At 70.6% G+C, this 26325-nt stretch carries 26 protein-coding genes; 16 read left to right on the top strand and 10 right to left on the bottom strand.

Annotation, left to right across the window (positions count from 1 at the left end; all coding sequences use genetic code 11):
- Nucleotides 1-391 precede the first annotated feature (391 nt).
- Both ACT3TD_RS00630 and ACT3TD_RS00625 read left to right on the top strand, forming a co-directional pair.
- The gene (locus tag ACT3TD_RS00630) at nt 392-1573 is read left to right on the top strand and encodes an MFS transporter (RefSeq protein WP_301442488.1); all 1182 of its coding nucleotides are present in this window, start codon (nt 392-394) and stop codon (nt 1571-1573) included.
- A gap of 3 nt (nt 1574-1576) precedes the next feature.
- A complete protein-coding gene (locus tag ACT3TD_RS00625) occupies nt 1577-2530 on the top strand; it encodes an exodeoxyribonuclease III (protein ID WP_301442480.1) in 954 nt (317 codons plus the stop codon).
- On the opposite strand, the gene ACT3TD_RS00620 is transcribed toward ACT3TD_RS00625, so the two are convergent.
- A complete protein-coding gene (locus ACT3TD_RS00620; protein WP_441579703.1) occupies nt 2479-3405 on the bottom strand; it encodes an SLAC1 family transporter in 927 nt (308 codons plus the stop codon). The two genes, ACT3TD_RS00625 and ACT3TD_RS00620, sit on opposite strands and share 52 nt — an antisense overlap.
- A gap of 72 nt (nt 3406-3477) precedes the next feature.
- Between ACT3TD_RS00620 and ACT3TD_RS00615 the strand changes: the two genes are divergently transcribed.
- The 3 genes from ACT3TD_RS00615 (at nt 3478) to ACT3TD_RS00605 (ending at nt 6606) form a co-directional block, all read left to right on the top strand.
- On the top strand, nt 3478-4374 hold the full coding sequence (locus tag ACT3TD_RS00615) for a LysR family transcriptional regulator (protein WP_301442482.1): 897 nt from the start codon (nt 3478-3480) through the stop codon (nt 4372-4374).
- A gap of 11 nt (nt 4375-4385) precedes the next feature.
- Nucleotides 4386-5402, top strand: coding sequence for a tryptophan--tRNA ligase (trpS, locus tag ACT3TD_RS00610; RefSeq protein WP_444614743.1), 1017 nt, complete (start codon nt 4386-4388; stop codon nt 5400-5402).
- 112 nt (nt 5403-5514) lie between these two features.
- Nucleotides 5515-6606, top strand: a complete 1092-nt coding sequence (locus ACT3TD_RS00605) for a YhjD/YihY/BrkB family envelope integrity protein (RefSeq protein WP_301442484.1) — start codon at nt 5515-5517, stop codon at nt 6604-6606.
- A 13-nt stretch (nt 6607-6619) separates the two neighbouring features.
- Here the strand turns inward: ACT3TD_RS00605 and ACT3TD_RS00600 are convergent, their stop codons facing one another.
- Nucleotides 6620-7921, bottom strand: coding sequence for a D-alanyl-D-alanine carboxypeptidase family protein (locus ACT3TD_RS00600; protein WP_301442485.1), 1302 nt, complete (start codon nt 7919-7921; stop codon nt 6620-6622).
- Nucleotides 7922-7992: 71 nt separating this feature from the next.
- Between ACT3TD_RS00600 and ACT3TD_RS00595 the strand changes: the two genes are divergently transcribed.
- Entirely contained in the window at nt 7993-9345 is a 1353-nt protein-coding gene (locus ACT3TD_RS00595; RefSeq protein ID WP_301442486.1) for an adenosine deaminase, read from the top strand.
- Here ACT3TD_RS00595 and ACT3TD_RS00590 read toward each other — a convergent pair.
- On the bottom strand, nt 9342-9998 hold the full coding sequence (locus ACT3TD_RS00590; RefSeq protein WP_441578785.1) for a LiaF domain-containing protein: 657 nt from the start codon (nt 9996-9998) through the stop codon (nt 9342-9344). The genes ACT3TD_RS00595 and ACT3TD_RS00590 overlap by 4 nt on opposite strands.
- Nucleotides 9999-10284: 286 nt before the next feature.
- On the opposite strand from ACT3TD_RS00590, the gene ACT3TD_RS00585 reads away from it, so the two are divergent.
- The 9 genes from ACT3TD_RS00585 (at nt 10285) to ACT3TD_RS00545 (ending at nt 18443) form a co-directional block, all read left to right on the top strand.
- Nucleotides 10285-11268: a substrate-binding domain-containing protein gene (locus ACT3TD_RS00585; protein WP_441578790.1), complete on the top strand. Its 984-nt coding sequence runs from the start codon at nt 10285-10287 to the stop codon at nt 11266-11268.
- Complete coding sequence (locus ACT3TD_RS00580; RefSeq protein ID WP_301442858.1) at nt 11265-12266, top strand: ABC transporter permease; 1002 nt, start codon at nt 11265-11267, stop codon at nt 12264-12266. The genes ACT3TD_RS00585 and ACT3TD_RS00580 overlap by 4 nt, the downstream gene beginning before the upstream one ends.
- Nucleotides 12263-13039, top strand: coding sequence for an ATP-binding cassette domain-containing protein (locus ACT3TD_RS00575; protein ID WP_301442859.1), 777 nt, complete (start codon nt 12263-12265; stop codon nt 13037-13039). Before ACT3TD_RS00580 ends, ACT3TD_RS00575 begins: the two co-directional genes overlap by 4 nt.
- Before the next feature lie 12 nt (nt 13040-13051).
- Nucleotides 13052-13759 (top strand): hypothetical protein, encoded by a 708-nt coding sequence (locus tag ACT3TD_RS00570; RefSeq protein ID WP_301442860.1) that lies wholly within the window; start codon nt 13052-13054, stop codon nt 13757-13759.
- 56 nt (nt 13760-13815) lie between these two features.
- Nucleotides 13816-14544 carry a hypothetical protein gene (locus tag ACT3TD_RS00565; RefSeq protein ID WP_441578784.1) on the top strand — a complete coding sequence of 243 codons (729 nt, stop codon included), beginning with the start codon at nt 13816-13818 and terminating at the stop codon, nt 14542-14544.
- Complete coding sequence (locus ACT3TD_RS00560) at nt 14541-16112, top strand: serine/threonine-protein kinase (protein WP_301442862.1); 1572 nt, start codon at nt 14541-14543, stop codon at nt 16110-16112. The genes ACT3TD_RS00565 and ACT3TD_RS00560 overlap by 4 nt, the downstream gene beginning before the upstream one ends.
- A 156-nt stretch (nt 16113-16268) precedes the next feature.
- Nucleotides 16269-17144, top strand: coding sequence for a hypothetical protein (locus ACT3TD_RS00555; RefSeq protein WP_301442863.1), 876 nt, complete (start codon nt 16269-16271; stop codon nt 17142-17144).
- A 1-nt stretch (nt 17145) separates the two neighbouring features.
- Nucleotides 17146-17817, top strand: a complete 672-nt coding sequence (locus ACT3TD_RS00550) for a hypothetical protein (RefSeq protein ID WP_441578783.1) — start codon at nt 17146-17148, stop codon at nt 17815-17817.
- Nucleotides 17814-18443: a hypothetical protein gene (locus ACT3TD_RS00545; RefSeq protein WP_301442865.1), complete on the top strand. Its 630-nt coding sequence runs from the start codon at nt 17814-17816 to the stop codon at nt 18441-18443. Before ACT3TD_RS00550 ends, ACT3TD_RS00545 begins: the two co-directional genes overlap by 4 nt.
- A gap of 4 nt (nt 18444-18447) precedes the next feature.
- Here the strand turns inward: ACT3TD_RS00545 and ACT3TD_RS00540 are convergent, their stop codons facing one another.
- From ACT3TD_RS00540 to ACT3TD_RS00520, 5 genes are all read right to left on the bottom strand, one after another.
- On the bottom strand, nt 18448-19935 hold the full coding sequence (locus ACT3TD_RS00540; RefSeq protein ID WP_301442866.1) for an HNH endonuclease signature motif containing protein: 1488 nt from the start codon (nt 19933-19935) through the stop codon (nt 18448-18450).
- 143 nt (nt 19936-20078) lie between these two features.
- Nucleotides 20079-21377, bottom strand: coding sequence for a hypothetical protein (locus ACT3TD_RS00535; RefSeq protein WP_301442867.1), 1299 nt, complete (start codon nt 21375-21377; stop codon nt 20079-20081).
- A gap of 11 nt (nt 21378-21388) precedes the next feature.
- Nucleotides 21389-21607, bottom strand: coding sequence for a hypothetical protein (locus ACT3TD_RS00530; RefSeq protein ID WP_301442868.1), 219 nt, complete (start codon nt 21605-21607; stop codon nt 21389-21391).
- 16 nt (nt 21608-21623) lie between these two features.
- A complete protein-coding gene (locus ACT3TD_RS00525; RefSeq protein WP_441578782.1) occupies nt 21624-22607 on the bottom strand; it encodes a C40 family peptidase in 984 nt (327 codons plus the stop codon).
- The gene (locus tag ACT3TD_RS00520; protein ID WP_301442758.1) at nt 22604-22957 is read right to left on the bottom strand and encodes a hypothetical protein; all 354 of its coding nucleotides are present in this window, start codon (nt 22955-22957) and stop codon (nt 22604-22606) included. Before ACT3TD_RS00520 ends, ACT3TD_RS00525 begins: the two co-directional genes overlap by 4 nt.
- 118 nt (nt 22958-23075) lie before the next feature.
- On the opposite strand from ACT3TD_RS00520, the gene upp reads away from it, so the two are divergent.
- Entirely contained in the window at nt 23076-23717 is a 642-nt protein-coding gene (gene upp, locus ACT3TD_RS00515) for a uracil phosphoribosyltransferase (RefSeq protein ID WP_301442760.1), read from the top strand.
- Between the two features lie 8 nt (nt 23718-23725).
- On the opposite strand, the gene ACT3TD_RS00510 is transcribed toward upp, so the two are convergent.
- Complete coding sequence (locus ACT3TD_RS00510) at nt 23726-25327, bottom strand: phospho-sugar mutase (RefSeq protein WP_444614742.1); 1602 nt, start codon at nt 25325-25327, stop codon at nt 23726-23728.
- On the bottom strand, nt 25324-26190 hold the full coding sequence (locus ACT3TD_RS00505) for a purine-nucleoside phosphorylase (protein WP_301442756.1): 867 nt from the start codon (nt 26188-26190) through the stop codon (nt 25324-25326). The genes ACT3TD_RS00510 and ACT3TD_RS00505 overlap by 4 nt, the downstream gene beginning before the upstream one ends.
- Between the last annotated feature and the right edge of the window lie 135 nt (nt 26191-26325).

The raw sequence follows: 26325 nt of genomic DNA, 5'->3' as shown, positions 1-26325 counted from the left end.
GGACGCCGACGGGGCGCACCTGCGTAATGTCGTCTCGTTATCTCAGTGAACTGCCCCGCGGGTCCTTCCTGTGGAAAGGTTCCGCCCGGGCATCTACCATCGCGATGATACGGCAATGCCGGTCGCGTCGGCGGGCGAGGGTTGGCTCCGGGACGAAAGAAGGCGCCCGATACCCTACACCCGGGGAGAGACCGTTATCTCGGTATCAGTGAAATCTCCCCGACAGACGCCTGGAATATATCTGAATCGATACGGGTTGATCATTGACTGTGACCGTGAACTACTGACCGAGGAGCCACCCGTGACCGAAACCGACACCGCGCCGTCGCGCCTGAAGCGGCTCACCGACCTGCCGCGTCCGCACCGTCGTCCGCTGCCACGGCAGACGGAGATGGGGCGCCGCCGGCGCCCCATCGCGATCCTCATGCTCGCCCTCGGCGGGTTCGGCATCGGCACCACCGAGTTCGTCGCGATGGGTCTGCTGAACTACATCGCCGACGACTTCTCCATCTCCGAGGCCACCGCCGGGCACGTCATCACCGCCTACGCCCTGGGTGTGGTCGTCGGCGCCCCGGTGATCACGGCGCTGACCGGGTCGATGCCGCGGCGTCGGCTGGTGCTGATCCTCATGGCGGCGTTCACCGTGGGCAACGCGCTCAGCGTGCTCGCCGGCTCCTACGGGCTGCTGATGCTGTCGAGGTTCATCGCCGGCATCCCGCACGGCGCCTACTTCGCCGCCGCCGCGCTGATCGGCGCGTCCATGGCGGACCCGGGCAAGCGCGGCCGTGCGGTGGCGCAGGTGTCGATGGGGCTGTCGGTGGCCACCGTCGCCGGCGTGCCCGCCGCACAGTGGATCGGCCAGCAGCTCGGCTGGAACGCCGCCTTCGCCCTGGTCGCGGTGATCGGCCTGGTCACCCTGGTCGGCCTGTGGTACTCGCTGCCGCACATGACGATGATGCCGGCGACGCGTCCGGCGACCGAGCTCAGTGCCCTGGTGAACCCGCAGGTGATGCTCACGCTGCTGCTCGGCACGGTCGGCTTCGGCGGCATGTTCTGCGTATACACCTACATCTCCTGGACGATGACCGAGCGCGCGGGCTTCCCGGAGAGCTTCATGTGGCTGGTGCTCATGGTCTACGGCGTGGGCATGGTCGCCGGCACCTACGTGGGCGGCCGGCTGTCGGACGTCAACGTGGAGGGCACGATCTTCGGCTCCCTGGTGGCCATGGTGGTCATGCTCGGCGCGTTCTACTTCACGAGCTCGGTCGCCTGGCTGGCCATCGTGAACTTCGGGCTGATCGCCATGTCCGGCTCGGTGATGACGATCAACCTGCAGACCCGTCTGATGGACGTCGCCGGGGACGCGCAGAACCTCGCCGCCTCGATGAACCACTCCGCGCTGAACCTGGCCAACGCCGCCGGTGCGGCCGTCGGTGGCGCGGTGATCAGCGCCGGGTACTCCTACTCGGCACCGGCGTTGGCGGGCATGGGCATGGCGTTGTGCGGTATCGCGGTCTTCGTGCCGACCTACCTCCTGCGCCGTCGTGCCGGGACACCGCCCGCTAGTGTCTAGGGCATGAGCATCACAGTCGCCACCGTCAACGTCAACGGCATCCGTGCCGCCGCGAAGGTCCGCAACGAGGACAACCATGGGATCCTGCCGTGGCTGGAGTCCACCCCGGCGGAGGTGGTGCTGCTGCAGGAGGTGCGCGCCACCCCGGAGCAGACGCAGAAGGCGCTGGCCCCGGCACTGGAGGCCGGCTGGCATCTGGTGCAGGCGGAAGCCGCGGCGAAGGGACGCGCCGGGGTCGCCGTCCTGTCGCGCCATGCGATCGAGGACGTGCAGGTCGGTTTCGGGGAGGGCTTCAGCACCGAGTTCGACGACGCCGGACGCTACATCGAGGCCACCACCGCCGGCCTGCGCGTGGCCAGCGTCTACCTGCCGTCCGGCGCGGAGGGGACCGCGAAGCAGGACGAGAAGTTCCGCTTCCTCGACGTCTTCGGCCCCTACCTGGAGCAGCAGGCCGCGGTACACCCGCAGATGGTCGTGGGCGGGGACTGGAACATCTGCCACCGGCGTCAGGACCTGAAGAACTGGCGTCCCAACCGGAAGAAGTCCGGGTTCCTGCCGTCCGAACGCGCGTTCATGGACTCGGTGTTCGGCACCTTCCCCGACGGGGCGACGCAGGTCGGCGACCCCACCGACGCAGGACGCACCGGCAACCCGGCGGGTCAGCCGTCCGACTACGTCGGCGCGGTGGAGTACGTCCCCGCCGGGGCGGCGCCGCAGGCGGCGCAGGAACCGCGCTGGTTCGACGCCCTGCGTCGGCTCCACCCGGACGAGGACGGCCCGTACTCGTGGTGGACGTGGCGTGGCAAGGCCTTCGACACGGGCGCCGGCTGGCGCATCGACTACCAGGCCGCGACGTCCGACCTGATGGACCGCGTCGAGGCCGCCTGGGTGGACCGGGCGGAGCACTACGACCTGCGCTGGAGCGACCACTCGCCGGTGCTGGTCACGTACAGCTGACCTGCCAGTCCCGCCGTGGCGAGGGCGACGTGCAGCACGAGCAGTGCGAGCAGCACGGCGCTGACCCCGTCCAGCCAGGCGGCACCGGTGGCGAGGGACAGGTGGTGGGTGCCCAGGCTGCAGGTGCCGACGGGGAAGGTGCAGGACCACCAGGCGGGGCCGTAGGTGGCGAGGGACGTGGCCGGCGGGGTCCGCAGCAGCGTCCCCCAGTGGACCCGCAGGGCCCACAGTGCGGCGGGGACCCCCAGGGCGAGGACGGCACCGGCGTAGACCGTGCACCCGGCGAGCAGCAGGGCGGCGGTGGCGCTCTGACCGACGATGCCGAGGGGGATCCACGCCGTGGCCGCGGCCGGCGGTTCCGGGTGCCGTCCTGCGGTGAGGTAGACGAGACAGAGGGCGGGGACGCCGGTCAGCAGCGACGCCACGAAACAGAGCGTACCGGGCAGCGGGTGGCCCAGCTGGGCGGCGTTGGTGGCGGCCACCATCGGGGTGACCAGGGGTAACGCCGCCGGGAACGTGCGGGGCAGTCTGCCGCGCACCAGGGCCAGGGTCTGCGGAACGAACACGACGACGGCGGCGACGGTCCCGACCAGCCAGGTGACCAGGTGGACCGTGGTGAACCCGAGGGTGGAGTCGGCGGCGGAGCCGAGGGCCAGGACACCCATCGTCACCGTCGACCAGGCCGGCAGGTCGGTGGTCCGCCAGCTTCGGCCCCCGCTGAGCAGCACGACGGCGACAAGGACGGCGACGACGGTCACGACACCGCCCGCGACACTCCCGACGTGGACCCCGACCATCGACGCGGTGACGGAGACTCCCATCAGCGCCCCGCCCCAGGCGGGGCCGGGTGCGGGGAGGGGCGTCGCGGTGGTCATGGTTGCCGACCGTAGCCGGGGCGGACGCGGACCGGGGATAACGGTGCAGGTGGAACGGGGTACAGTGACCATATGTACCCCCACGTCCCGCCGGTCGACCAGATCGCCACCCTCGTCGCCGTCGACGAGCACCGCAGCATCGCCGCCGCGGCGCGTGACCTGGGGCTGAGCCAGCAGACGGTCAGCGCCCGGGTGGCCGCGGCGGAGAAGACGCTCGGCGTGGTGGTCTTCCGCCGCGGGGTGGGGGGATCGGAGCCCACGGAGCGGGGCAGGACCGTGCTGGACGCCGCCCGCGACCTGCTCGGCGCGGCGGGCGAGTTCTCCCGCACGGTCGCGGCGACGACGCGTCCGGACGCGGTGCGCTCACTGCCCGTGGCGGTGTCGAACACCGTCGCCGAACTGTACTTCCCGACGTGGGCCGCACGCTTCCACCGGGAGAACCCGGCGGTGCGCCTGCTGTTGCGCTCGCGCAACAGCGCCGAGGTGTGCGAGGCGGTGGCGGGAGGGGAGTGCGTCCTGGGCTTCGTCGAGGGCGCGGAGGTCTCGCACGGCCTGGCGTCCGACGTCGTCGGGGTGGACGACCTCATCCTCGTCGTCCCGCCGACACACCCGTGGGCCGGGACGGGGGTGACCGCGGGGCAGCTGCGCCGCACCCCGCTGATCACCCGGGAGCAGGGCTCGGGCAGCCGCGAGATCGTGGAGGCGGCCCTGGGCCCGCTGGCCGAACCCGCCGGGGAGTTCGGTTCCCTGGCCGCGCAACGCGCCGCGGTGACCGGGATGGGGGAGCCGACGGTGATCGCCGCGCGGGCGGTGTCGGCGCAACTGGCGTCCGGCGAGCTCGTGGCGGTCCCCGTGACCGGCGTGACCTTCCGTCGGATGCTGCGCGCGGTGTACCCGCGGGGCCGTCCGCTGGGAGTGGGGGACCCGGATGCGGAGGCACTGCTACGGATCGCCAAAGTGCGCGGGTAACATGTGCTGCCATGAGCGATGAAGCACAGATCAAGCGCGTCCTGTCCGGCATCCAGCCCACGGCGGACTCCTACCACCTCGGGAACTACCTCGGGGCGGTCCGGCAGTGGATCGACCTGCAGGACGGGTACGACGCCTTCTACTTCATCCCCAACCTCCACGCCATCACCGTGGACCAGGACCCCACCGAACTGCGCGAGCGCACGCTCGCCGGGGTGGCGCAGCTGCTGGCGCTGGGCATCGACCCGGAGAAGTCCACGATCTTCGTGCAGTCCCAGGTGCCCCAGCACGCCGAGCTGGCGTGGGTGCTGACCTGCCTCACCGGCTTCGGCGAGGCCTCGCGGATGACCCAGTTCAAGGACAAGTCCGCCAAGCGTGGTGCCGAGCGCACCTCCGCCGGCCTGTTCATGTACCCGATGCTCATGGCCGCGGACATCCTGCTCTACCGCCCGCAGCTCGTGCCCGTGGGCGAGGACCAGCGCCAGCACCTGGAACTGACCCGCAACCTGGCCGAGCGCTTCAACGCCCGCTTCGGCGAGACGTTCGTGGTGCCGGACGGGTTCATCCCGGAGGGTGCGGCGAAGATCTACGACCTGCAGGACCCCACGGCGAAGATGAGCAAGTCCGGCGACAACCCCAAGGGCCTGGTCAACCTGCTCGACGACCCGAAGACCTCCGCCAAGCGGATCAGGTCCGCGGTGACGGACACCGACGGCGAGATCCGCTTCGACCGGGAGAACAAGCCCGGTGTGTCCAACCTGCTGGTGATCCAGTCCGCCCTCACGCGGCGCAGCGTGGACGACATCGTCGCCGACTACCAGGCGGCCGGGGCGCAGTACGGTGCGCTGAAGGTCGACACCGCCGAGGCACTCACGGCGTTCACCACCCCGCTGAAGGCCCGCTACGACGAGTACATGGCCGACCCCGCCGAGCTGCAGCGCATCCTCGACCGGGGAGCCCAGAAGGCCGGCGTCGTCGCCGAGTCCGTGGTCGCCGACGTGTACGGGAAGATGGGGTTGCTGAGGTAGGGGTCCACGTCGCTGGCCATGAACTAGTGTGGTGCCACGGGTACGACCTTTAATACCGACGACCAAGAGACATACACAAGACCAAGAGACATACACAAGAGGAGTCCTTCCGATGGCTCGCACGATCACCGCCTCCGACCGGGATAAGTTGGACGACCACGGCATCGAACGGTCCACGGACGACTCCCCGGGGGCGATCGACCGCTACCGGGACAAGTGGCCGTGGTTCGACCACGTGATGCGCATGAACGAGCGCTACACCGACCAGGGTGGCAACCACTTCGCCGCCGGCATCACCTACTTCTCGGTCCTGTCGATCTTCCCGCTGATCATGCTGGTCTTCGCGACCGTGGCGATGGTCGTGGCCGGCAACGAGGAACTGCTCGACGAGATCATGGACACCGTGACCGAGTCGGCGGGCGGTGAGCTCGGCGACACGATCAACGACATCATCACCCAGGCGATCGACCAACGTGGCAGCGTGTTCGGCATCGGCCTCGTGCTGGCCCTGTGGACCGGGCTGGGGTGGATGGCCAACCTGCGCATGGGTGTCTCCGAGATGTGGAAGGTCCCCGGCAAGGCGGAGAACTTCCTCAAGGGCAAGATCAGCGACCTGGTCGGCCTGTTCGGCCTGCTCATCGCGCTGGCGGTGGCGTTCGCCGTGACCGCGATCGGCGGCGGCGGTTTCACCACGAGTGCGCTGGACGCCATCGGGCTGGGCGACGTCCCCGGCATCAGGTTCATCACCTGGCTGGTGGCCCTGGTCGTGGCGCTGATCGCCAACTGGATCGTCTTCTTCTGGCTGATGCTCTACCTGCCGCGGTACCGCGTCCCGCGCCCGGCGGCGGCCCGTGCCGCGGTGATCGGGGCGGTGGCCTTCGAGGTCATCAAGCAGGTGGCCACGATGATCTTCTCCAACGCGCTGTCCAACCCGGCGGGCGCGGCCTTCGGCCCGGTCATCGGTGTGATGGTCGTGCTCTACCTGGTCTGGCGGGTCACGCTCTACCTCGCCGCCTGGACCGCGACCACCCCGGAGGCGCTGGCGGAGATGGTGCCGGACGCACCGCCCGCCGCGGTCATCCGCGTGCGCCAGGAGGTGCGGCCCGGGGCGCGTTCCCTCAGCCCCGTCGGGATGGTCGGGATCGGCACCGCCGTCGGTGCGGCCGCGGCCGGCCTGCTCGGCCGGGCCCGACGCCGCCGGTAGGTTCCTGCCGCGTTCAGCGGCGCCGGAAGCGCGCCGCGCCCGCGGCGAGCACGCCGAGCAGCAGGACGGCGATGCCGACGCCGGCGATCGCACGCACGTCCACGCCGTCGGGGGAGTCAGAGGCATCGGACGCGTCCTGCGCCGTGGCGTCCTGCGCGGCGGTCTCCTGCGGGGCGGGTTCCTCCTCCGGTGCGTCGAGCGTGCCGATGGACGCGTCGGCCGGGGCGGCGAAGGCGGCGTCGAGAATGGCGCTGGCCTGCTCCGCGGGGCGTCCTGCGGCGATCGTGGAGTTCAGCAGCACCACGCCGAGGGTGCGTCCGTCGCGTTCCGCGGCGACCGAGAAGGTGTGGCGGGCGTTGTCGGTGAAGCCGGTCTTGCCGCCGATCGTGCCCGGGTAGTTGAACAGCATCTCGTTGTCGCTGGAGAGCTCGAAACCCTCCATGTCGTCGTAGCCGGGGAAGTCCATGGTCTCCTGGCCGAGGATCGCGCGGGCGTCCTCCCGCTGGAAGACCTCGCGGTAGATCAGGGCCATGTCGTAGGCGGTGGTCTGCACCCCGGGGCTGTCGAGCCCGTGCACGGTGACCACGCGGGTGGCCTGCGTGCCCAACGAATCGGCCAGCTCCTGCATCTTCGCCACCGTGGCCTCCTGGCCGCCCATGGCCTCGGCGAGCGCGATCGCGGCGTCGTTGCCGGAACGCATCGCCAGGCCCAGCAGCAGCTCACGGGCGGTGTAGCGTCCGCCCGGGCCCACACCCACCTGGGAACCGTCCACGGCCACGGCCTCGTCACTGACCGGGACGACCTGGTCCATGTCGAGGTTGTCCAGCGCGGTCATCAGCAGCAACGCCTTGATGATCGACGCCGGACGGTACAGCCCGTAGGGGTCCTTGGTGGCCAGCACGTCGCCGGAGTCGACGTCGTACACCATGTAGCTGCCCAGGCTGAGCCGCTCCGGCATGTCCAGGCCCGGTGCGGAGACCGGGCCGCACGTGTCGAGCGCCTCGCCGCCGGGGTCCGGACGCTCCACCGTGATCGGCGCCGGGGCGTCCTGCCCCTCGTCCGGCAGTGCGTCGGCGTCGAACGCCGGGGGGAGCTCCGCGGCGAAGGGGCAGCGGTCCGTGTCGAGGAAACGGTCCGGCGGCAACGGGGCGCCCGGGTCGGCGGTCAACGGCAGCCAGTCGTCCTTCTCCACGCCGTTGAGTCCGGTCTCCGCGAAGGCGGGGGCGGCGAGCGGACCGGCGAGGCTGACCGCCAACGACGCGGTGAGGACGGTGGCCGTGAGGGAGCGGCGGCGGGGGAGAGTGTGTGCGTTCATCGGGCACCTATTCTATCGCCAGCGGGGCCGGGCACGGACATCGTGACTGCGCGGGGCTATCCTGGGTCACCATGACTGACCCCCGAGACAGTGAATCCCAGGAATCCCAGGAAGCCCAGCAGGCCACCGTGGACCCGGACGTGATCCGCCGGCTGCCCAAGGTCGTGCTCCACGACCACCTCGACGGCGGACTGCGGCCGCAGACCATCATCGACATCGCCGCGGAGACCGGCTACGAGGGACTGCCGACCACCGACGCCGGCGAGCTGGAGAAGTGGTTCTTCGACGCCGCCAACTCCGGCGACCTGCCCACCTACCTCACCACCTTCGACCACACCACCGCCGTGATGCAGACCCGTGACTCCCTGGTCCGGGTGACCCGCGAGGCCGTCGAGGACCTCGCCGCAGACGGTGTCTGCTACGCCGAGCTGCGCTTCGCCCCCGAACAGCACCAGGCCAAGGGGCTCAGCCTGCAGGACGTCGTCGACGCCACCGTGGAAGGTGCGCGGGCCGGTGAGCGCGCCGTCGCCGAGCGCGGCGGCACCATCCACGCCCGGCTGCTGCTGTGCGCCATGCGCCACGCCGACCGTGCCGCGGAGATCGCCCAGCTCACCGTCGACAACCACGGTGTGGACAGCCCCGCGGACGGCTACGTCGTGGGCTTCGACATCGCCGGTGCGGAGGACGGTTTCCCGCCGTCGAACCACGTCGAGGCGTTCCGTATCCTGCGCGAGAACCTCGTGCCCGTCACCGTCCACGCCGGTGAGGCGGCCGGCGTGGAGTCCATCGCCGACGGCCTGCGTCAGGGTGCCGTGCGCATCGGCCACGGTGTGCGCATCTACGAGGACTTCGACGCCTCCATGAGCGGTATCGCGCTCGGCGAGGTCTCCAGGTTCGTGCGTGACCGGCGCATCCCCCTGGAGATCTGCCCGACCTCGAACACGCAGACCGGTGTGTGCGACACCATCGCCGAGCACCCGTTCAACCTGCTCTACGAACTGGGCTTCACCTGCACGGTCAACACCGACAACCGGCTGGTCTCCGGCTGCACGATGAGCGGCGAGATGATCGCGCTGGCCGAGAACTTCGGCCTGGAGTACTGGCAGTTCCTGGAGATGACGACCAACGCCCTGGACAACGCCTTCTGCGACCAGCCGCTGCGCGCCATGCTGGAGCAGGACGTGATCTACCCGGCCTACGCTGAGATCGGCCGCACCCTGGGCGGTGGCGAGGGGGATGCCGCGGGGCTCACCGGGCTGCACGACGAGTACGACCACGGCCACGCGCATGGTGCGGGTGCCGGCGCCGGCGTCGAGGAGGTCCAGCTGTCGATGGAGAACCTGCGGGCCGAGCTCGCGGAGCTGGGTCTGAGCCTCGACGACGAGGATGACGAAGAAGGCACAGAAGGCACGACCGAGAGCTAGCCGGTCAGCCAGTCCCACCAGCTCTTCTTCAGGGGGACGCCGGGTTCGGCGACGGTGATCTTCAGGTCACCGCAGGTGGCGTGCCCGGTGAGGACGACCACGGGTGCGCCCGGGCTGAGCCGCGGCCCCTGGTCGGCCTTGACGTCGCCGAAGACCAGCGACATCCGGTTCTCCACCCGGATGCCGGGTGGGACGGTGAGCTTCACGTCGCCGAAGATCGAGGTGACGTGCAGATGTGTCGTCGGGGCGGAGAGGGACGCCTCACGCAGGTCGAGCCGGACGTCCCCGAACAGCAGGAAGAGCTTCTCCTGCTCGGCGAGCTGCATGTTGCCGCTGCGTTCGAGGTCGCCGAACCACAGGTTCTGCGAGGGGGAGTTCACCTGGGGGACGCCCGGAGGGGGCCCGACGGTGGGGAAGTCGGGGACCGGGGCCGCTGCCTTGGCGGCGAGTTCCTCGACGTCGCGGTGTCCGTCGTTCCCGGTCACCAGGGCCTCGAGCCGGTCGAAGCGCTCGACGTCGGTGGTGGACCAGACCGCGTCGCTGAGTTCGGAGAACTCGGTCAGGTCGATCCGTCCCTGTCCCACGGCCAACGTGAGGGCGTCGTTGAGGCGGTGGCGGCGCTCGTCGGTGATGCGGTCGGGGAGGGGATCCATGGTTTCAGGGTAGCTGTAACCCAGGACACGGTGGGCGCGGCGGGAGTCTGCTCCCACCTTGAGCCCTCAGGTCGTCGCGGGGCCTGGGAATCGACCTGAGGGCTCGAGGTGGCGGCGGAGTGGTCGGGTCGGGCGGGGAAAGGGGGACCGGCTCGCCCCACCGCAGGTAGAGCCACCTGAACCGATCAACTGTATCGGTAAAGCTGCAGGTCAGCCGGTTTGACTTAACCGCTTCAGAGGCATTGACTAGCGCATTGTGACTTTCAAGAAGCGGCTCCGCACCGTCCTGACCGCCGCCACCGCGACCGTCGGACTGACCACAGCACTCGCCGTCGCCGGCTGCTCCGCCACCGGTGGCGCACCCCGTGCCTCGGACGGGGAGGGAGGCGGCGGCACCGTCGACACCCCGCGCTACGTGGTCTCCATGGTCAGCCACGGTGCCCCCGGCGACACCTACTGGGACCTCGTGCGCAAGGGCGCGGAGGACGCCGCCAAGAAGGACAACATCGAGCTGCGCTACAGCTCGGACCCGCAGGCGCCGAACCAGGCCAGCCTGGTGCAGTCCGCCATCGACTCCGACGTCGACGGCATCGCGCTGACCATGCCCAACGCCAACGCCATCGGTCCGGCCGCCCAGCGCGCCGTGGACGCGGGCATCCCCGTCGTCGGCCTCAACGCCGGCATGGAGGACTACGAGCGCTACGGACTCACCGGCTTCTTCGGTCAGGACGAGGCCGTCGCAGGCCAGAAGGCCGGTGAACGTCTCCAGGAGGAGGGGGCGAAGAAGACCCTGTGCGTGGTCCATGAACAGGGCAACTCCTCCCAGGAGGCCCGCTGCGCCGGCATCGACGAGGGCCTCACCGACGGCTCCGTGGAGATCCTCTACGTCAACGGCCAGGACCTCACCTCGGTGAAGTCCACCGTGCAGTCCAAGCTCGCCCAGGACAACTCCATCGACTGGGTCATGGGCCTGGTCACACCGGTCTCCCTCGTCGTCGCCGACGCGGCCGAGGCCACCGGCGCGGACGTCAACATCGGCACCTTCGACACCAACGCCGAGCTCGTCCCCGCGATCCGCGACGGACGGGTCAGCTTCGCCGTCGACCAGCAGCCCTACCTGCAGGGCTACATGGCCGTCGATGCCCTGTGGCTGGCCAAGCGCAACGGCACCACTGTCGGCGGCGGGCGTCCGGTGTACACCGGTCCGAGCTTCGTGGACGAATCCAACATCGACACCATCGCCGACGCCGCGAAGGAGGGCCTGCGATGATCGGGACCCGACTGACCTCCCTGCTGCGCCGCCCCGAGTTCGCCAGCCTCATCGGCGCGGTGGCGATCTTCATCCTCTTCCTCGTCGTCGCCCCGAGCTTCCGCTCCCTGGACGCGGTCGCCACCGTGCTCTACACGTCCTCCACGCTGGGCATCGTGGCGCTGGCCGTGGGCCTGCTGATGATCGGTGACGAGTTCGACCTGTCGACCGGCGTCGCGGTGACCACCACGGCACTGGCGGCCACGATGATCGCCTACAACTTCCACCTGCAGACCTGGGTCGGCTCGCTGCTGGCACTGCTCATCGCCCTGGCCATCGGCTTCTTCAACGGGTGGATGGTCACCCGCACGGGCATCCCCAGCTTCCTGATCACCCTGGCCACCTTCCTCATGCTGCAGGGGCTCAACCTCGCGGTCACGAAACTGGTCAACGACCAGGTCGCCACCCCGGTGATCTCCGACATGCAGGGCTACGAGTTCTGCCGCCGCCTCTTCGCCGGCTCGGTCCACGTCTTCGGCGTGACCGTGCAGGTCACCGTGTTCTGGTGGCTGCTGTTCGTCGCGGTGGCCAGCTGGGTGCTGTTCAAGACCCGGTTCGGCAACTGGATCTTCGCCGTCGGCGGGAACAAGGACGCCGCCCGCGCCGTGGGCGTTCCCGTCGACCGGGTGAAGATCATCCTGTTCATGACCGTCGCCGCGTCCTGCTGGTTCGTCGGCCAGCACAACCTCTACCAGTTCGACTCCATCCAGGCCGGTCAGGGTGTGGGCAACGAGTTCCTCTACATCATCGCCGCCGTCGTCGGCGGGTGCGCGATGACTGGCGGCAAGGGCACCGCCGTGGGTACCGCCATCGGCGCCCTGATCTTCGGCATGACCAACCAGGGCATCGTCTACGCCGGCTGGAACCCCGACTGGTTCAAGTTCTTCCTCGGCGGAGTGCTGCTCCTCGCCGTGCTCGCCAACAACTCCTTCTCGAAGTACTCGGAGGCCCGACAGTGACCAACCCTGAGACCGCCCCCGTAATCGAGCTCCGCGGCGTCGGCAAGAGCTACGGCTCCTTCCGCGCCCTCGACGACATCAACCTGTCCGTGCGGGAAGGCAGCGTCACCTGCGTCCTCGGCGACAACGGTGCGGGCAAGTCAACCCTGATCAAGACGCTCGCCGGACTGCACGGCCCCACCGACGGCGAGATCCTCGTCGACGGAGAGCCCGTGAACTTCGCCAAACCGCGCGACGCACTGGACCACGGCATCGCGACCGTCTACCAGGACCTCGCCGTCGTCGGGCAGATGCCCGTGTGGCGCAACTTCTTCCTCGGCCAGGAGATGACCGGACGCTTCGGCGTCCTGCGCGAGGCGCAGATGCGCGAGATCACCGCCGAGCGCCTGCAGCGCATGGGCGTCGACCTGAAGGACGTCTCGGTGCCGATCGCCTCGCTGTCCGGAGGCCAGCGCCAGGTGGTCGCCATCGCGCGCGCCCTGTACTTCGGTGCGCGCGTCCTGATCCTCGACGAACCGACCGCCGCCCTCGGCGTGAAACAGTCCGGCATGGTGCTGAAGTTCATCGCCGCCGCCCGCGACGAGGGCGTCGGGGTCATCCTGATCACCCACAACCCGCACCACGCGTACCTGGTGGGGGACCATTTCGTCCTGCTGAACCTGGGTGGCAGCGTGCTCGACGCCGCACGCGACGAGGTCACCCTCGAGCAGCTCACCCTGGAGATGGCCGGTGGCGGGGAACTTGATTCCCTGGCGCACGAGCTCGAACGGTAGGACCATGTCGGTATGACGTTTCCCAGCCTGCTGCCCGGCCAGGTCCTCATCGACGACCAGATCGGCCACCGGATCGCGCTCAACCCCGGTCAGTCGATCACCCTCGGCCGCGCCGCGGAGTTCCCCCTCGGCTCCGACGACGAGTTCATGCACCGCCGTTTCCTGCAGGTCTGGGACTCCGACGGCACCTGGATGATCACCAACCTCGGCGGACGCCTGGCGGCCAACATCCAGCCGCGGGCGAGGAACTCCTTCAGCCAGATCCGTCTGGGACGCGGGGCGAGCCTGCCGCTGCCGCTGGGGGAGTCCGCGGTCGTCTTCGCCACCTCGGTGACCACCTACGAACTCGACCTCACCGTCGCCGCGACGCTGCGTCCGCCAGCCGGGACGTCCGCCACGGGCCCCGCCGCCGGGGCGCCCCTGACCGTCGGGGAGCTGATCTTCAACGAGGAACAGGTCCGCCTCCTGTGCGCCCTCGCCGACCCCCTGGTCCGCCGTCCCGGGACGGACCTGTCCGAGGTGCCGACCGTGAGGGACCTGGAGCAGACCCTGGGATGGTCGCAGAAGAAGGTGAACACCAAGATCGACTACCTCTCCAAGGCCCTCGGGAACAGCGGGGTGACCGGATTCTCCGTCCGCAACGGCAATGCCCCGACCAGGCGCCTTGCATTGGCCAGGTATGCTCAGGAAAACTACTGGTCTCTCAGGAAACAACACTGAACGGTCCCCGGACACGGAGGCTGGCGAGAGGACCGCGAAGACACGGAGGAGACGGAGTGGGGAACAACGACTGGGGCACGCCTGCGCCCGGCGGCAACCCCTGGCGGCAGGAACCCGGTGCCGGGAACACAGGGAACACAGGGAACACAGGTAAGTCAGGCCGCGCAGGTGGGCTCGCCACCGGCATCATCGTGGCGGCCGTGGTCGCGGTCGTCGCGGTCGTCGTGGTCGTCGGGCTCGCCGTCGCAGGCATGCTGGCCTGGAACAACACCACCGACGACGCGTCCGACGACGGCGGCTCCCCGCTGCAGTTCACCGCCGTCCCCGAGCCGGAGGTGACGAGCGAGACGAGCGAGACCCCGACGTCCGTCCGGTCGCCGGAGCCCAGCACGTCCAGCGCACCGACCACCTCCAGCACGCCGACCACCACTAGCTCACCCGGCACCCCGTCGGACCTGAGCCCGCGGGGATGGCGCGGCGTGAGCGCGGCGTCCTGCAACTCCAGCGACGAGTGGGTCTACGCCGGGACCAACGGCGAGGACTACGCGGTGGTCTGCCGTGTCGGGGAGCGCGGCGACCTCTACTACCGGGGCTTCTACAACGACCGGTCCGCCGAGTACGACATCGACATGGGCCGCGTCAGCGCGGGACGGTGGGTGACCCGCTCCCTCGACGGCAACGGTTCCCGCGTGGAACTCACCGGGTCGGGCGTCCGGGTCATCGACGGCAGCGGCGACGAGGTGTCCTCCCGCGACTTCACCTGGAGCTCCGAGGACGCCGGGTGAGCGGCTGGGGAGAGACCGGCGCGGACGGTCCAGCCGGTCCCGCCGGTCTCGCCGCCGAGCTCGAGTCCCGGCACAACCTCACCGACCTCACCCCGGTCGGCCGGGGCGGCATGGGGCACGTCTACCGCGCCTACGACCGGGGGCTGCACCGCTGGGTGGCGGTGAAGGCGATCCGTCCGGAGATCGTCGGGCCAGGCGGGCCCGGCGCCGGTGACGGCTACCAGCGGTTCCTCGCGGAGATGAGGACGCTGGCCACGATCCGCCACACCTCGGTGGTCAACATCCACTACGCCGACTCCGCAGACGCGACGTCGACCACCGGTACGGCCGCCTACTTCGTCATGGACTACGTCGACGGCGGTGACCTCGCCGAGGCGCTGGAGGAACGTCGCGGCACCGGACGGCGCTTCAGCGTCGACGAGGCGTGCCGCATCCTGCGTCCCGTCGCCGAGGCCCTGGACCACATCCACCACCGCTCGCCGCCGGTGGTGCACCGCGACCTCAAACCGGCGAACATCCTGCTTCCCCGCGACCCGCACGGCAGCGTGGGCACGACGGCACTGCTCACCGACTTCGGCATCAGCATCGCCGGCGACGACACCCGGGTGACCTCCACCGGCATGGTGATCGGCACGGAGAAGTACATGGCCCCGGAGATCTTCACCATGGCCACCACCTACGGCGCACACAAGGTGGACTACAGTGCGGCGACCGACCGCTACGCACTCGCGCTGATCGCCCTGGAGATGCTCACCCTCACCGCGTTCCGCGACACGATGTCCACGGCCGCGTGGCGGGGCGAGCGGACACTGCCCACGCTCACCCCGGACGCGCTGGCACCGCAGGACGGCCCGGCCGCCCCGCACCTCACCGCGGTGCTGCGCCGGGCGCTGGACAACGACCCCGGGCGCCGGTACCCGACCGCCGTGGCGTTCCTCGACGCGCTCGCCGACCCTGCCGCTCCCGCCGCCCCTGTCTCCGCCAACCGGCAGGACGCGCCGACGCGCGAGGTGCCGGTGAACTGGGCGGCGGCGCCGTCGCCGGCTGCGTCCGGGGCGTCCGTCCGGCGCAACGCGGCGCGCACGCCCGTCGTCGTGCTCGGCGTCCTCGCGCTGCTGGCGGTGGTCGGCGTCGGCGGGTTCCTGGGATACCGCCACGTCGTGACGCCGGCGTGGGACGCCGACGACGCCAGGATCGTCAACGCCTTCCCCTCACTCCTGCCTGAGCGGCAGGGGCAGAGCGGATGGCAGGGGATGACCTGCGACAGCGGCGAGCCCCGCGGCGAGGAACAGGCCCGCGTGACCTGCCGCGGCGACGGACTGACCATGGCCGTCGTCGACTTCGGCAGCGAGGAGGTCCGGGCGTCCTACGTCCCCGCCGAGGGGGCTGCACCGTTCGAGTACGACGGATGCCGGATCAGGACGGTCGATGCCGCCGAGACCGGTGGGGCGATGTCGGTGTTCCCGGAGTCCGCGGACCGTACCCGGTACGCCATGCTGCTGACCGGGGAGGCCGTGGACGAGGCGTCCTCGGCGCTCGACGTCATCCAGGGCATGCCCGTATGCTGATCGGCTGGAGAGGTGAGGGCTCACCGGATTCCAGGTATTCGATTCCAGGTATTCGATTGCCAGACTGATGTATTAGAGTGCCCCTGAACGCCCCAGAGACGGACCAGAGACGGTCCAGTGACGGACCAGAAACGGCCGATAGAGACAAGGACTCCCATGGCGAACTACGACCTGTACACCGAACTTCAGCTCGACAAGGACATGCCGCCGCGGGAGATCGCGGAGGTCCTCGACTCCCGCCTGTCCGACCTGCGCGGTCGGGGATTCAGCGGTGACTCGCCCGAGGTAGACCAGATGCAGACCGCCAGGGCGATCCTCGGAGACCCGTACAAGCGCGACCTCTACGAGGCCGCCCTCAACGGGCCGCAGGACGACGTCGTCAACATCCGGTGGCTGCACGACCTCGCGGACACGCAGTCGCCGAACGTGTCCGGCGGATACGACCTCGTCGGGCAGGGTGTCGACCCGGACGTCACGCGGGAGAATCCTGTCGTGTCGGAGCAGGAACCGCTGATCGGCCAGGACGCCCCGGATCTGGGCGAGTCCCCCACGGAGACCGTGCAGGACGCCCCCGACTATCAGGACGACCCGGACAACCAGGATGCGCAGGACGCGCCGGCGCCGAACTCGTGGCAGCAGCCCGCTGCGTCCTCTGTGCCCGGTGGCTACCGCGGGCCGCAGCACGCCGCACCGAACAACCAGTTCCAGCAGGCGCCGGGTCAGGCACCAGGTCAGGCACAGGGACAGGCGCAGCGCCAGACCCCGCAGCTCGACACGAGCACCTGGGGCGTCGGGTCGCGGTCCCGCAGCGAGTCGAAGCTGTACCTCTCGCTGCTGGCGGTCATCGTCGTCGGCATGATCTACCCGCTCATCGTCCTGCTGACCGCCGGAGCCAGCGACGTGAACGCCGGGCTGTCGGTGATGAAGGCCACGCTGTTCACCCTCGCGCACGTCGCCGCCTGGGTCAGCATCAACGAGATCATCTGGGGCGTGCGCAAGATCGTGGCGCCCGACAACCGTTCGGAGCAGTAGCTTGACGGACACCGGCACGCAGGACGCGACGGCGACCCCGTCGAAGGGGCGGGTGGCGCTCGGCCAGGCCCACGCGTTGGCGACCCACCACCTGGTCGTCGCCGCGGCGACGGGTGTACTCGCCCTGCTGGCGGTAGTCGGACTCGCCCTGCCCTGGGGCAGGACCGTGATCACCGCGGCCACGGCCGGGGCGACCGGCTCGACCGGCGCTGAGGACTCCGACATGGTGTTCACCATCTCCGGCTTCGGTACGGTCACCGGTGCGTTCCACTCGATCGGGCTGCAGGAGACCTGGGTGGACGCGACGCTCCTGTCGCTGGCCTGTGGTCTGCTTCTCCTCGTCCTGGCTGCGGCCGTGCTCATCGGATTCACCGCGCTGCGTCGTATCGCTTCGGTGGTGGTCGCCGTCTGCGGAGCAGGTTTCATCGGGTACGCGGTCTACGGGCTGGTCACGGCACTGGGGGTCGACGACGAACTCTTCTCGACCGACGGCGGACCCAGCGGGCAGGACGCTGAGATCCTGCGGGCCCTGCTCGATTCCGTCCGCACGACGACGGGCCCGGGGGAGTACGTGGTGCTCGTCGCCGGCATCCTGCTGCTGGCGCTGGGGGCGTACTTCGCGCTGCGCTCGTCCTACCCCTGGTCGGCGGCACGTGGGGAAGTCCGGTCGTGACTCCCGGCGGGCGGCAGAGCCCGTGGATTATCGTCGGTATCATCGCCGGTGTCGTCGGCATCCTGGTGCTGGTCGCCGCGCTCGTGCTGGCGTTGACACTGTGGTCTGCGCGTTCGGGGGAGGACGCGACTGCCGCGGACGACGCCGCCCTCGAGCTGACCTCGGTGCAACGCTCGCCGGAGTCTGAACAGGCGTCGGAGACGTCCTCCCCGGACGCGACGCAGGACACCGAGACCGTCACGGTCACCGCCGGGCAGGCCGAAACCCGAACCCAGCCGGAGTCCCCGTCTGAGTCTGAGCCGGAACCCCAGCCGGAACCCCAGTCGGAGCCGGACGACGGATTGGCGTGCGACGGCCGTGGGGTGCTCATCGTCTCCTCGGTGATGGGGAATAGCCCCACCTTCCGTTCGGAGGTGGACGGCGCGGTCGCGGCCAACCCGGGGGCGGTGTTGCTGGAGCCCGGGCACTGTCCCTCCCTGAGGCCGGGCGTGGACGGCACGACGGTCCACCCGGTCGTCGTCGACTACGGCGACGACCGGGAGGCGTTGTGCGCTGCCGCTGCGGCGACCCCGGGGAGCAACGCCCGGCTGCTGGACGGGGACACCTCCTACTCCAGCCCGTGCTGAGGCGTCACGGCGGATCCCCGCTGGTCGTCGTGTCCTTGTCCTTGCTCCCGTTGCTCCCCGGTTTCTTCTCTCCCGTCCTCTTGCGCAGTTGATCACGGTAGAGGCGGCGCCTCGCGGCACCGGGGTGGCGGCGCACCGTGGGGTGGTCGTTGTGTACGGCGGTCCGTGTCGGGTCCTCGCCGACGGGCGGTGTCCAGATGACCCGGCGCCCTGTGCCGTCTTCGGCGGTGACGGTCCACCACCGGTCCGGGTTGGTGCGGGAGTCGTCCACCCGGGCGTGCATGGCGGGTGAGACCAACGTCAGGTTGTCGAGGTCGGTCGCGCCGCCGGCGCTCCACCCGTCGATGTGGTGGACGTGGCAGTGCGCGGGGGCGCTGTCGGTGCCCGGTGCCGAACTGATGCCCTCCTCGCCGACGAGGGCGAGGTACTGGTCCAGGCTCCCCAGTCTGCGGGAGCGGCCGAAGCACAGCGTGCGGCCGTCCACGCCGAGAACCTGCAGGCAGGTCTCCAGGCGGTCGGTGTCCTCCAGCAACGTCGCGGCGGGGACGTGCACGCCCACGTCCGTCAGCGCTGTGCCGGTCCGTGCGATCAGCTGTTCGACCGGCATGACCGCGACGATGGTCGTCGCACCGCGGCCGGGGTTCAGGGCCCGTCCGGGGCCGTAACCGGCGTGGACGGCGGCGGCGAGCGCGTCGTGACGCCGCTGCTCCGGGGTGCGGTCGTCCTCGGCGGCGGCGTCCTCGTCCAGGAGGTCGCCGGTCTTGGCGTGGTCCGCCATGAGACGCTGCATCGACGCCGCGAGGTGCGGGGTCAGGGTGCCGCGGATCGGTGTCATCCCGTCCACGCCCTGCCGCCCGAGCGTCAGCGACCTCATCCTGCGGTGGTCCTTCTCGGTGTAGGGCTCGTCGGCCCCGACGAGGTCCAGGAGGAAGTTGCGTAAGGAGTCGAGGATGTCCGGCCCCTGCTTCCTGGCGAGGTCGGCGACGGGTTCGTCGGCGATGCGCGTGATCTCCGGCTGGATCGCGGCCGGCAGCGCCCGGATCTGACGGTCGACTTTCTCCACCCCGGCGGCGTCGAGGAGGCCTTCACCGACCAGTTCTGTCAGGTGCGGCATGTGCTCGACGTGCGGCGCGGTGGGGTCCGGCCCCCACGGGTCCGGCCGTTCGGCGGTGCGGGACCAGCCGGTGAGACGGGTCTTCGCGTCCCGCAGCGTCGTGTTGAGGATCTCGCTCAGTGCACGGGCACGTCGCTGTGGTCCGGCGGGGAGGTCCGCCTCGTGGGCGGAGATGAATGAGGAATCGGCCAGGGCCAGCTTCTTCCTGGCCCGTTCGAGCTTCTGCACGGCCTGCAGCCGGGAGGACTCGTCCATCCTCGACCAGGTCTCGGGGCCGTGGGCGATGACGTCCTGCACCGCGGAATCGAGCCGGTCCAGCGCCTCGCACAGGTCGGTGGTCGACCCGACCAGACCTGCAGGTGGTTCCGTCTCCGACATCCCCGCCGCCCCTCTCGATCATGTGTTCCGTTGGCCCGCCCTACATGAATCTTCTATCTGCCAACTAACAGTAATGTTCGAAAAGGTGTTCGTCAAGGGTTCTGCGCGAGAAAGTTTCCCGGGCCTCAGAAGTCTCAGAACCGTCAGAACTTGGTGAAACGGCCGGTCAGGTTCTCCTCCAGACGCGTCCACCCGTTCGCCTCCTCGTCGAAGGGGGGCGTCGGGGTCGCCGCGGAGGGGGACCCCAGCATGTAGGCGATGTAGTCCTGCAGACGCGGGTAGGCGAGGAGCACCTTGTTGACCCCGTCGTCCTGCGCCCAGTCGGCGGCGTCGGCCAACAGCTCGTACGCCCGGCCCAGCTGCTCGGTGTCGACGGCCTCGATACCCTCGGTGATGTCGGAGCGCAGCCCGGTGAACCCGTAGACGTTCGACGGGTGGACCTCCACCTCCAGCTCCCCGGCGTTGGCCAGGGTCACCAGGTCGCCCCAGGTCTCCATCTCCGCGAGGTCGTGGTCGCGTGCGTCGACGATCCAGCGCACCAGTGACCGGGAGGACGGGAAGGTGTTGATCTCCCCGCGGTGACCCAGGAACACCGGGGAGCGGTCGCCCACGTAGCAGCGCAGGGTGTAGACCGTGGTCCCGTCGACCGTGATCCGGATCGGGTCGATGCCCGCCCGGCCCCAGGGGGTGGCGTCGTACGGGTCGGCCGCGTCCTCGTCTGCGCCTTCCTCGTCCGAGCCTGCCGCGGCACCTGCAGCACCTGCGGTGCCAGCGATCTCCTCGTCGGCCTTCTCGTCCGCCCCTGCCTTCTCTCCGGCCTCCTCCTTCTCGGCGGCGGCGTCGATGCGCGCCTGCGCGTCGGCGACGAGCGCCTCGGCGTCCTCCCCGAGATCCGGGGTGACCAGTGCCTCGTCGACGTCGTCGGTGAGCTCGACCCAGTTGTCACGCACGGTCAGTCCCACGCTCGACCACTCGGCCAGCCCGTTCTCCCCGGCGTAGTGGTCCTGGCCGCGGCTGACGTTGGACAGCACGGAGTAGGAGTGGAACCACCGGTTGATGCGGTTGATGCCGCACACGACGCCGAGCGAGCGCAGCACCTGGAAGGCGTTGGCCACCGTCCGGGTGTTCTCGAAGGACGGACGGCCGGCCAGGTTGTTGGGGAGTTCGACGAAGCTGATCCGTCCGCCCTTGCGCGGGGTCACGCGCGCTTCCGCGCCGTCCATGAAGGACGCCCAGGCGGGGTGGTCCGCCAGGTCGTGGGCGGACGTCGAGGTGATGCAGGCCAGCAGTTCCGCCGGCGAGTTGAACGCGAAGACCCCGGACTCGTCGCCGAGGAACGCCTGCCACTGTTCGCCGCGCGACACCCAGCCTGGGGCCCACAGCGTGTAGTACGTGCCGGCGGTGGTCTCGAGCTCGAGGGTGACGATTCCGTTGTCTGCCATGACGACAGATTTTAGCGGGAAGCGTGGCCCGGGTCGATGACCGGACCACCGTGTGCACCGGTGGAGGTGAACAGCTCCGCCTTCAGCACCGGTGGCACGGTCGGCGGTGGTTCGCCGAGGAACTGCTCGACGTTGTATTCGGCGCTGGCCGGCGTGGTGACGATCCTGGCCAGGCCCCGGCGCTGCGACCGTCGGCCCAGCCGGCCCCTGCCCGTGTTGTCGTGGGTCATCGTGGTCTCACCCTCCTCAGGCGGTCGGCCGGTAGAAGCCGAGGAAACCCATGCCGATGTTCTCGGTGCGTACGGGGTTGACCTGCACCGGGTCGCCGGCCTCGATCATCTGCCCGTCGCCGGTGACCATGGCGACGTGGCCGTCCCACACCACGAGGTCGCCGGGGGCGAGGTCGTCGGCGCCCACGGGGGTGCCGACGGCCTGCTGGTCGGCGGTGCGCGGGATGTCGACCCCGGCCTGCCCGTAGGCCCACTGGGTCAGTCCGCTGCAGTCCACGCCGGTGGCCGGTGACGTGCCTCCCCACACGTAGGGCGTGCCGATCGCGGACTTCGCCGCCTCCACGGCCGCCGCGGCCTGCGGGGTGGGTGCGCCTGCCACGTCGGACACGTCGGATACGTCGGACGCTTCGGCGCCGACGGCCACCTCCGGCGGTGGGGACCCCGGGGACCCAGGCGACGCCGATGTCGCGGACGCCGGGGCGTCCGGTGACGGCGGCACCGTGGGTAGCGCGGCGTCGGTGACGTCGACGCGGGTGGTGAGTTCGGCGAGCTCGGCACCGAGGAGGTCCAGGCGTTCCTGGGCGCGGGCGAGGTGCAGGCAGGCGATCTGCAGCGCGGCGGCGGGGGCGCCGGGGGAGAGCGGGGCACCGACGACCGCCACCATGATCTGTCGGATGCACTGCTCGACGATGAGCGTGATGTCCGCCGCCGCGCGTCCGGTCGCCGCCGTCGCCTCCTGCGCCACGGCCTCGACCTCCCCGGCCAGGCGGAGGATCTCGGTGGTGTCGGTGCCTGCCCCGGTGAGCCGGTCGACGGCGACGCTGCCCGCGGTGCCGCGCAGCGCGGCGTCCACCAGCCCGGGGAGCTGGTTCGCCAGCTGGCCGGCCAGGTCGGACGTGCCGGCGTCCACCAGCAGGGCGGCGAGCGGGTGGTTGCCGGCGGACGCCGCCGTTGGCACGAGCCGGCGCACGGGTTCGACGAGGCTGAGCAGGTCGGTCATGCCCCGGGCCCCTGCCAGGTGCCCGAGAAGGCCGCCGCGGAGCCGGCCTCGCCGGCCGCCAGGTCCACCGCGGTGGTCGTCAGCGAGGAGGCGCTGGCACGGTAGAAACCGGAGAACCCCGCCAGGGCGTCCGCCTGCCGCCCGCGGGCGCGCTGCAGCGCGGCGACCAGCCCCGCGGCCTGCGGGACGAGGGCCGGGAGCACGGGCGGGACGGCCGGGCCATCGCCGGACGCACCGGTGGTGAGCAGGTCGGCGACACGATCGGCGCGGGACGCGGCGGAGGTCAGTGCCTCCACGTCCGCCACCAGGCCGGTCGCTGCGTGGGTCGGGGACTCGTGTGCGGGTGCCATGGTGAGAGAGACTCGCCGGCGGGCTCGGAGGTTCCCCGCACCGTGGGCTATTTTGGAGGGTATGGAGGATTCACAGCGAACCAGGCAGACCGGTGCGTCCGGCACGGCGTCGAGCGGGATGGAGGTCGTGCAGGTCGACCACCCGCTGGCCGCCTCACGGCTGACGATCATGCGCGACGCCCGCACCGACAACGTCGCCTTCCGCGGCGCACTCGCCGACCTCGGCGCGATGCTGGTCTACGAGGCGTCCCGCGACCTGCCGACCGAGGAGTTCTCCGTGGAGACCCCCGTGGCGATGGCGACGGGGCGGCGTCTGGCGAATCCGCCGATCGTCGTGCCGATCATCCGCGCCGGGCTCGGCATGATCGACCCCGCGCTCTCGATGATCCCCGACGCGCAGGTCGGTTTCCTGGGCATGGCGCGCGACGAGCAGACCCACGAGCCCGTGCCCTACCTCGAGGCCCTGCCGGACGACCTGTCGGACCGCACCGTGTTCCTGGTGGACCCGATGCTCGCCACCGGTGGTTCCCTGCTGCACGGTCTGCGCCTGGTCGCCGAGCGTGGCGCGACGGACATCGTGGTGGTCTGCATGGTCGCCGCGGTGCCGGGTGTGGAGGCGGTGCGTGACTCCGGCTACCCGGTGAAGCGCCTGGTCACCGCCACTGTCGACCCCGAGCTCGACGACAACGCCTACATCGTCCCCGGCCTCGGCGACGCCGGCGACCGGCTCTACGGCCCCCGCAACATCGACCTGAGCTAGTCGCGGGGCTAACTACCCGGCACAGCCTGGCGCACCGTGGTGGCGAGACCGGCCAGCGCGGACTCCACCGCAGCGGTCCCGTCGTCCGTCCCGCCGGCCACCTGGAGGTAGAACTTCGCCTTCGGCTCCGTGCCGGACGCCCGGGCGATGACCCGGTACCCCAGGCCGTCGTCCGACGTCCAGGTCAACCGCACGCCGGACGCCGCGTTGGTGCCGTCGAGTGGTTCGACGTCCGTCCCGCGCGCGTCCCGACCGGCCGCCAGACCCGCCGGCGGCGACTGCGCCCAGTCGGCGACCAGCGTCGCGGCGTCCTGCGTGGAGTCGCAACGTACCGGGACCTGCGCTGTGCGCACCGGTCCGAACTCGGCGTCGAGCCGGTCGAGCTCGTCCTGCAGTGAGGCGCCGTGGGCCTTGAGTTCCGCGGCCCAGGTGGCGGCGAGCAGCGCGGTGGCGAAACCGTCCTTGTCGGCCACGACCTGCGGGAACGGGCAGGTGCCGATCGCCTCCTCGTAGGCGTAGGCGAGCTCGCCGTCGGTATCGTCGGCGGCGCGGGCGAGGTTCTTGAACCCGGTCATCGTCTCGCGGAACTCCCAGCCGCGGGCCGCGGCGATGCGTCCCAGCAGGCAGGACGACACCACCGTCGTCGCGACGACGGGCTTGTTCCCTGTGCTGCCAGTGCCCTCAGCGCCATTGTGCTCCAGCGCCCGCTGCGCGAGCAGCGGACCGGTCTCGTCGCCGCGCAGCATCCGGTAGCCCAGCGGCGCCGAGGCGTCCGGGATGCCGAGCATGCAGCGGTCGGCGTCCGGGTCGAGCGCGACCAGCAGGTCAGGACGTTGCGAGGGCGGCGCGGCGGACGCCTGCGCCAGCAGCAGGTCGCACGCTCCCGGCTCCTCGGGGTTGGGGAAGTCGACGGTGGGGAACTCGGGGTCGGGCCAACGCTGCGGCACCACCGTGTCCGGCCGGTTGAACCCGGCGCTGCGGAACGACTCCTCCAGCGTGCTGCCACCCACCCCGTGCAGGGCGGTGTAGAGGACCCGCAGGTCGCGACGCGCCGCGAGCACCTTCCCCTCGCCGGACGCCAGGGGTGCGGCGACGGCGGAGACGTAGCCGTCGACCGCCCCGAGGTCCAGCGACACCGTGGTGGAGCGGGGCACGTCCGGCGCGGAGGGCTGGTCGTCGATGTGCGCCTCGATCTCCCGGTCCGCCGGGCTGACCAGCTGCGAGCCGCCGGCGAGGTAGAGCTTGTAGCCGTTGTCGCCGCGCGGGTTGTGGCTCGCGGTGATCTGCACGCCCGCGTCGAGCCCACGGTGCTTCACCAGCCACGCGATGACCGGGGTGGGCGCCGGGTGGGCGATCAGCGTGACGTCGAACCCCGCCCCGGCGAAGGTCTCCGCCGCCGCACGCGCCATGGCGTGTGAGCCGTACCGCGAGTCGTAGCCGACGGCCACGCTGACGGGACCGTCCTGTCGCCCCTGCCGCCCCTGCCGCTCTGTCAGCCAGGCGGCGACCCCGCCGGTCGCCCGCGTCACCGTGGACACGTTCATCCGGTCCGGCCCCGAGCCCACCGGGGCGCGCAGACCTGCCGTGCCGAACCTCAACGTGCCGCTCATCGTGTGGCCTCCGTTTCTGTTGTGTCTGAGAGCCTTTCGAGCAGCGTGCGCAGCAGCCCGCCGACCTCCGCCGCGGACGCGGCACCCGCGGCGAGTACCTCCTCGTGGTCGAGCGGTTCGCCGGTGATGCCGGCCGCCAGGTTCGTCACCAACGACAGGCCGAGGACCTCGAGGCCCTCGGCACGGGCCGCGACGGTCTCGTGCACCGTGGACATGCCGACCAACCCGGCGCCGAGGGTGCGCAGCATGCGGATCTCCGCCGGCGTCTCGTACTGCGGACCGGGCATCATCGCGTACACGTCCTCGCGTGTGCCCGGACGCAGCTCGCGGACCAGGGCACGCAGGGCAGGGGAGTAGGCGTCGACGAGGTTGACGAAGTCCGCGCCCACCAGCGGGGTGCGTCCGGTCATGTTGAGGTGGTCGCTGATCAGCACCGGCTCCCCGACCTCCATGCCCTCGGCGAGCCCGCCGGCGGCGTTGGTGAGCACCAGCCGCCGGACGCCACACGCCGCGGTGGTGCGCACCGCGTGCACCGTCCGCCACAGCGGGTGCCCCTCGTAGGCGTGGGTGCGTCCCAGCATCACCAGGACGCGCAGCCCGCCGACCTCCAGGCTGCGCACCGTGCCGCCGTGCCCCTCGGCCGTGGGCGGCAGGAAACCGGGCAGCTCGGCCATCGGGAACTCGGTCACCCCGCCGGCCCCGTCCCCGCCGCACAGCACGTCGGCGGCGGGACGCCACCCCGAGCCGAGCACGACGGCGACGTCGTGGGAGTCCCGTCCCGTCCTGCGCGCGATCTCCGTGGCCGCCCGGCGGGCGGTCGCGGCCGGGTCCGGTGTGACGTTCGTGTCCTTCGTGTCGGTCATACGGCCCAGCATAGGGCGCGGCGGGTGTCAGGTGGCCCGGGGTAGGAGAGGAGGGGCACAGTGACTAGAGTGGTGAGGATGGCCGGGAACGGCTGTCCCGCCGCAGCATCCCGACACGATCTTCACCTTGAAGGA

Origin of the sequence: Corynebacterium sp. AOP36-E1-14 (assembly GCF_052377495.1) — a bacterium.
Taxonomy (GTDB): Bacteria; Actinomycetota; Actinomycetes; order Mycobacteriales; family Mycobacteriaceae; genus Corynebacterium.
This window is presented reverse-complemented; position numbering and strand designations above follow the sequence as displayed.

Excerpts from the sequence above, each read along its gene's own strand:
- ACT3TD_RS00625 (WP_301442480.1), top strand. The coding sequence starts at position 1,577 with ATGAGCATCACAGTCGCCACCGTCAACGTCAACGGCATCCGTGCCGCC.
- ACT3TD_RS00630 (WP_301442488.1), top strand. The coding sequence starts at position 392 with ATGGGGCGCCGCCGGCGCCCCATCGCGATCCTCATGCTCGCCCTCGGC.
- ACT3TD_RS00535 (WP_301442867.1), bottom strand. The coding sequence starts at position 21,377 with ATGGCAGACAACGGAATCGTCACCCTCGAGCTCGAGACCACCGCCGGC.
- upp (WP_301442760.1), top strand. The coding sequence starts at position 23,076 with ATGGAGGTCGTGCAGGTCGACCACCCGCTGGCCGCCTCACGGCTGACG.
- ACT3TD_RS00525 (WP_441578782.1), bottom strand. The coding sequence starts at position 22,607 with ATGACCGACCTGCTCAGCCTCGTCGAACCCGTGCGCCGGCTCGTGCCA.
- trpS (WP_444614743.1), top strand. The coding sequence starts at position 4,386 with ATGAGCGATGAAGCACAGATCAAGCGCGTCCTGTCCGGCATCCAGCCC.
- ACT3TD_RS00605 (WP_301442484.1), top strand. The coding sequence starts at position 5,515 with ATGGCTCGCACGATCACCGCCTCCGACCGGGATAAGTTGGACGACCAC.
- ACT3TD_RS00590 (WP_441578785.1), bottom strand. The coding sequence starts at position 9,998 with ATGGATCCCCTCCCCGACCGCATCACCGACGAGCGCCGCCACCGCCTC.
- ACT3TD_RS00510 (WP_444614742.1), bottom strand. The coding sequence starts at position 25,327 with ATGAGCGGCACGTTGAGGTTCGGCACGGCAGGTCTGCGCGCCCCGGTG.
- ACT3TD_RS00620 (WP_441579703.1), bottom strand. The coding sequence starts at position 3,405 with ATGACCACCGCGACGCCCCTCCCCGCACCCGGCCCCGCCTGGGGCGGG.
- ACT3TD_RS00570 (WP_301442860.1), top strand. The coding sequence starts at position 13,052 with ATGACGTTTCCCAGCCTGCTGCCCGGCCAGGTCCTCATCGACGACCAG.
- ACT3TD_RS00580 (WP_301442858.1), top strand. The coding sequence starts at position 11,265 with ATGATCGGGACCCGACTGACCTCCCTGCTGCGCCGCCCCGAGTTCGCC.
- ACT3TD_RS00505 (WP_301442756.1), bottom strand. The coding sequence starts at position 26,190 with ATGACCGACACGAAGGACACGAACGTCACACCGGACCCGGCCGCGACC.
- ACT3TD_RS00595 (WP_301442486.1), top strand. The coding sequence starts at position 7,993 with ATGACTGACCCCCGAGACAGTGAATCCCAGGAATCCCAGGAAGCCCAG.
- ACT3TD_RS00520 (WP_301442758.1), bottom strand. The coding sequence starts at position 22,957 with ATGGCACCCGCACACGAGTCCCCGACCCACGCAGCGACCGGCCTGGTG.
- ACT3TD_RS00530 (WP_301442868.1), bottom strand. The coding sequence starts at position 21,607 with ATGACCCACGACAACACGGGCAGGGGCCGGCTGGGCCGACGGTCGCAG.
- ACT3TD_RS00555 (WP_301442863.1), top strand. The coding sequence starts at position 16,269 with ATGGCGAACTACGACCTGTACACCGAACTTCAGCTCGACAAGGACATG.
- ACT3TD_RS00615 (WP_301442482.1), top strand. The coding sequence starts at position 3,478 with ATGTACCCCCACGTCCCGCCGGTCGACCAGATCGCCACCCTCGTCGCC.
- ACT3TD_RS00540 (WP_301442866.1), bottom strand. The coding sequence starts at position 19,935 with ATGTCGGAGACGGAACCACCTGCAGGTCTGGTCGGGTCGACCACCGAC.
- ACT3TD_RS00600 (WP_301442485.1), bottom strand. The coding sequence starts at position 7,921 with ATGAACGCACACACTCTCCCCCGCCGCCGCTCCCTCACGGCCACCGTC.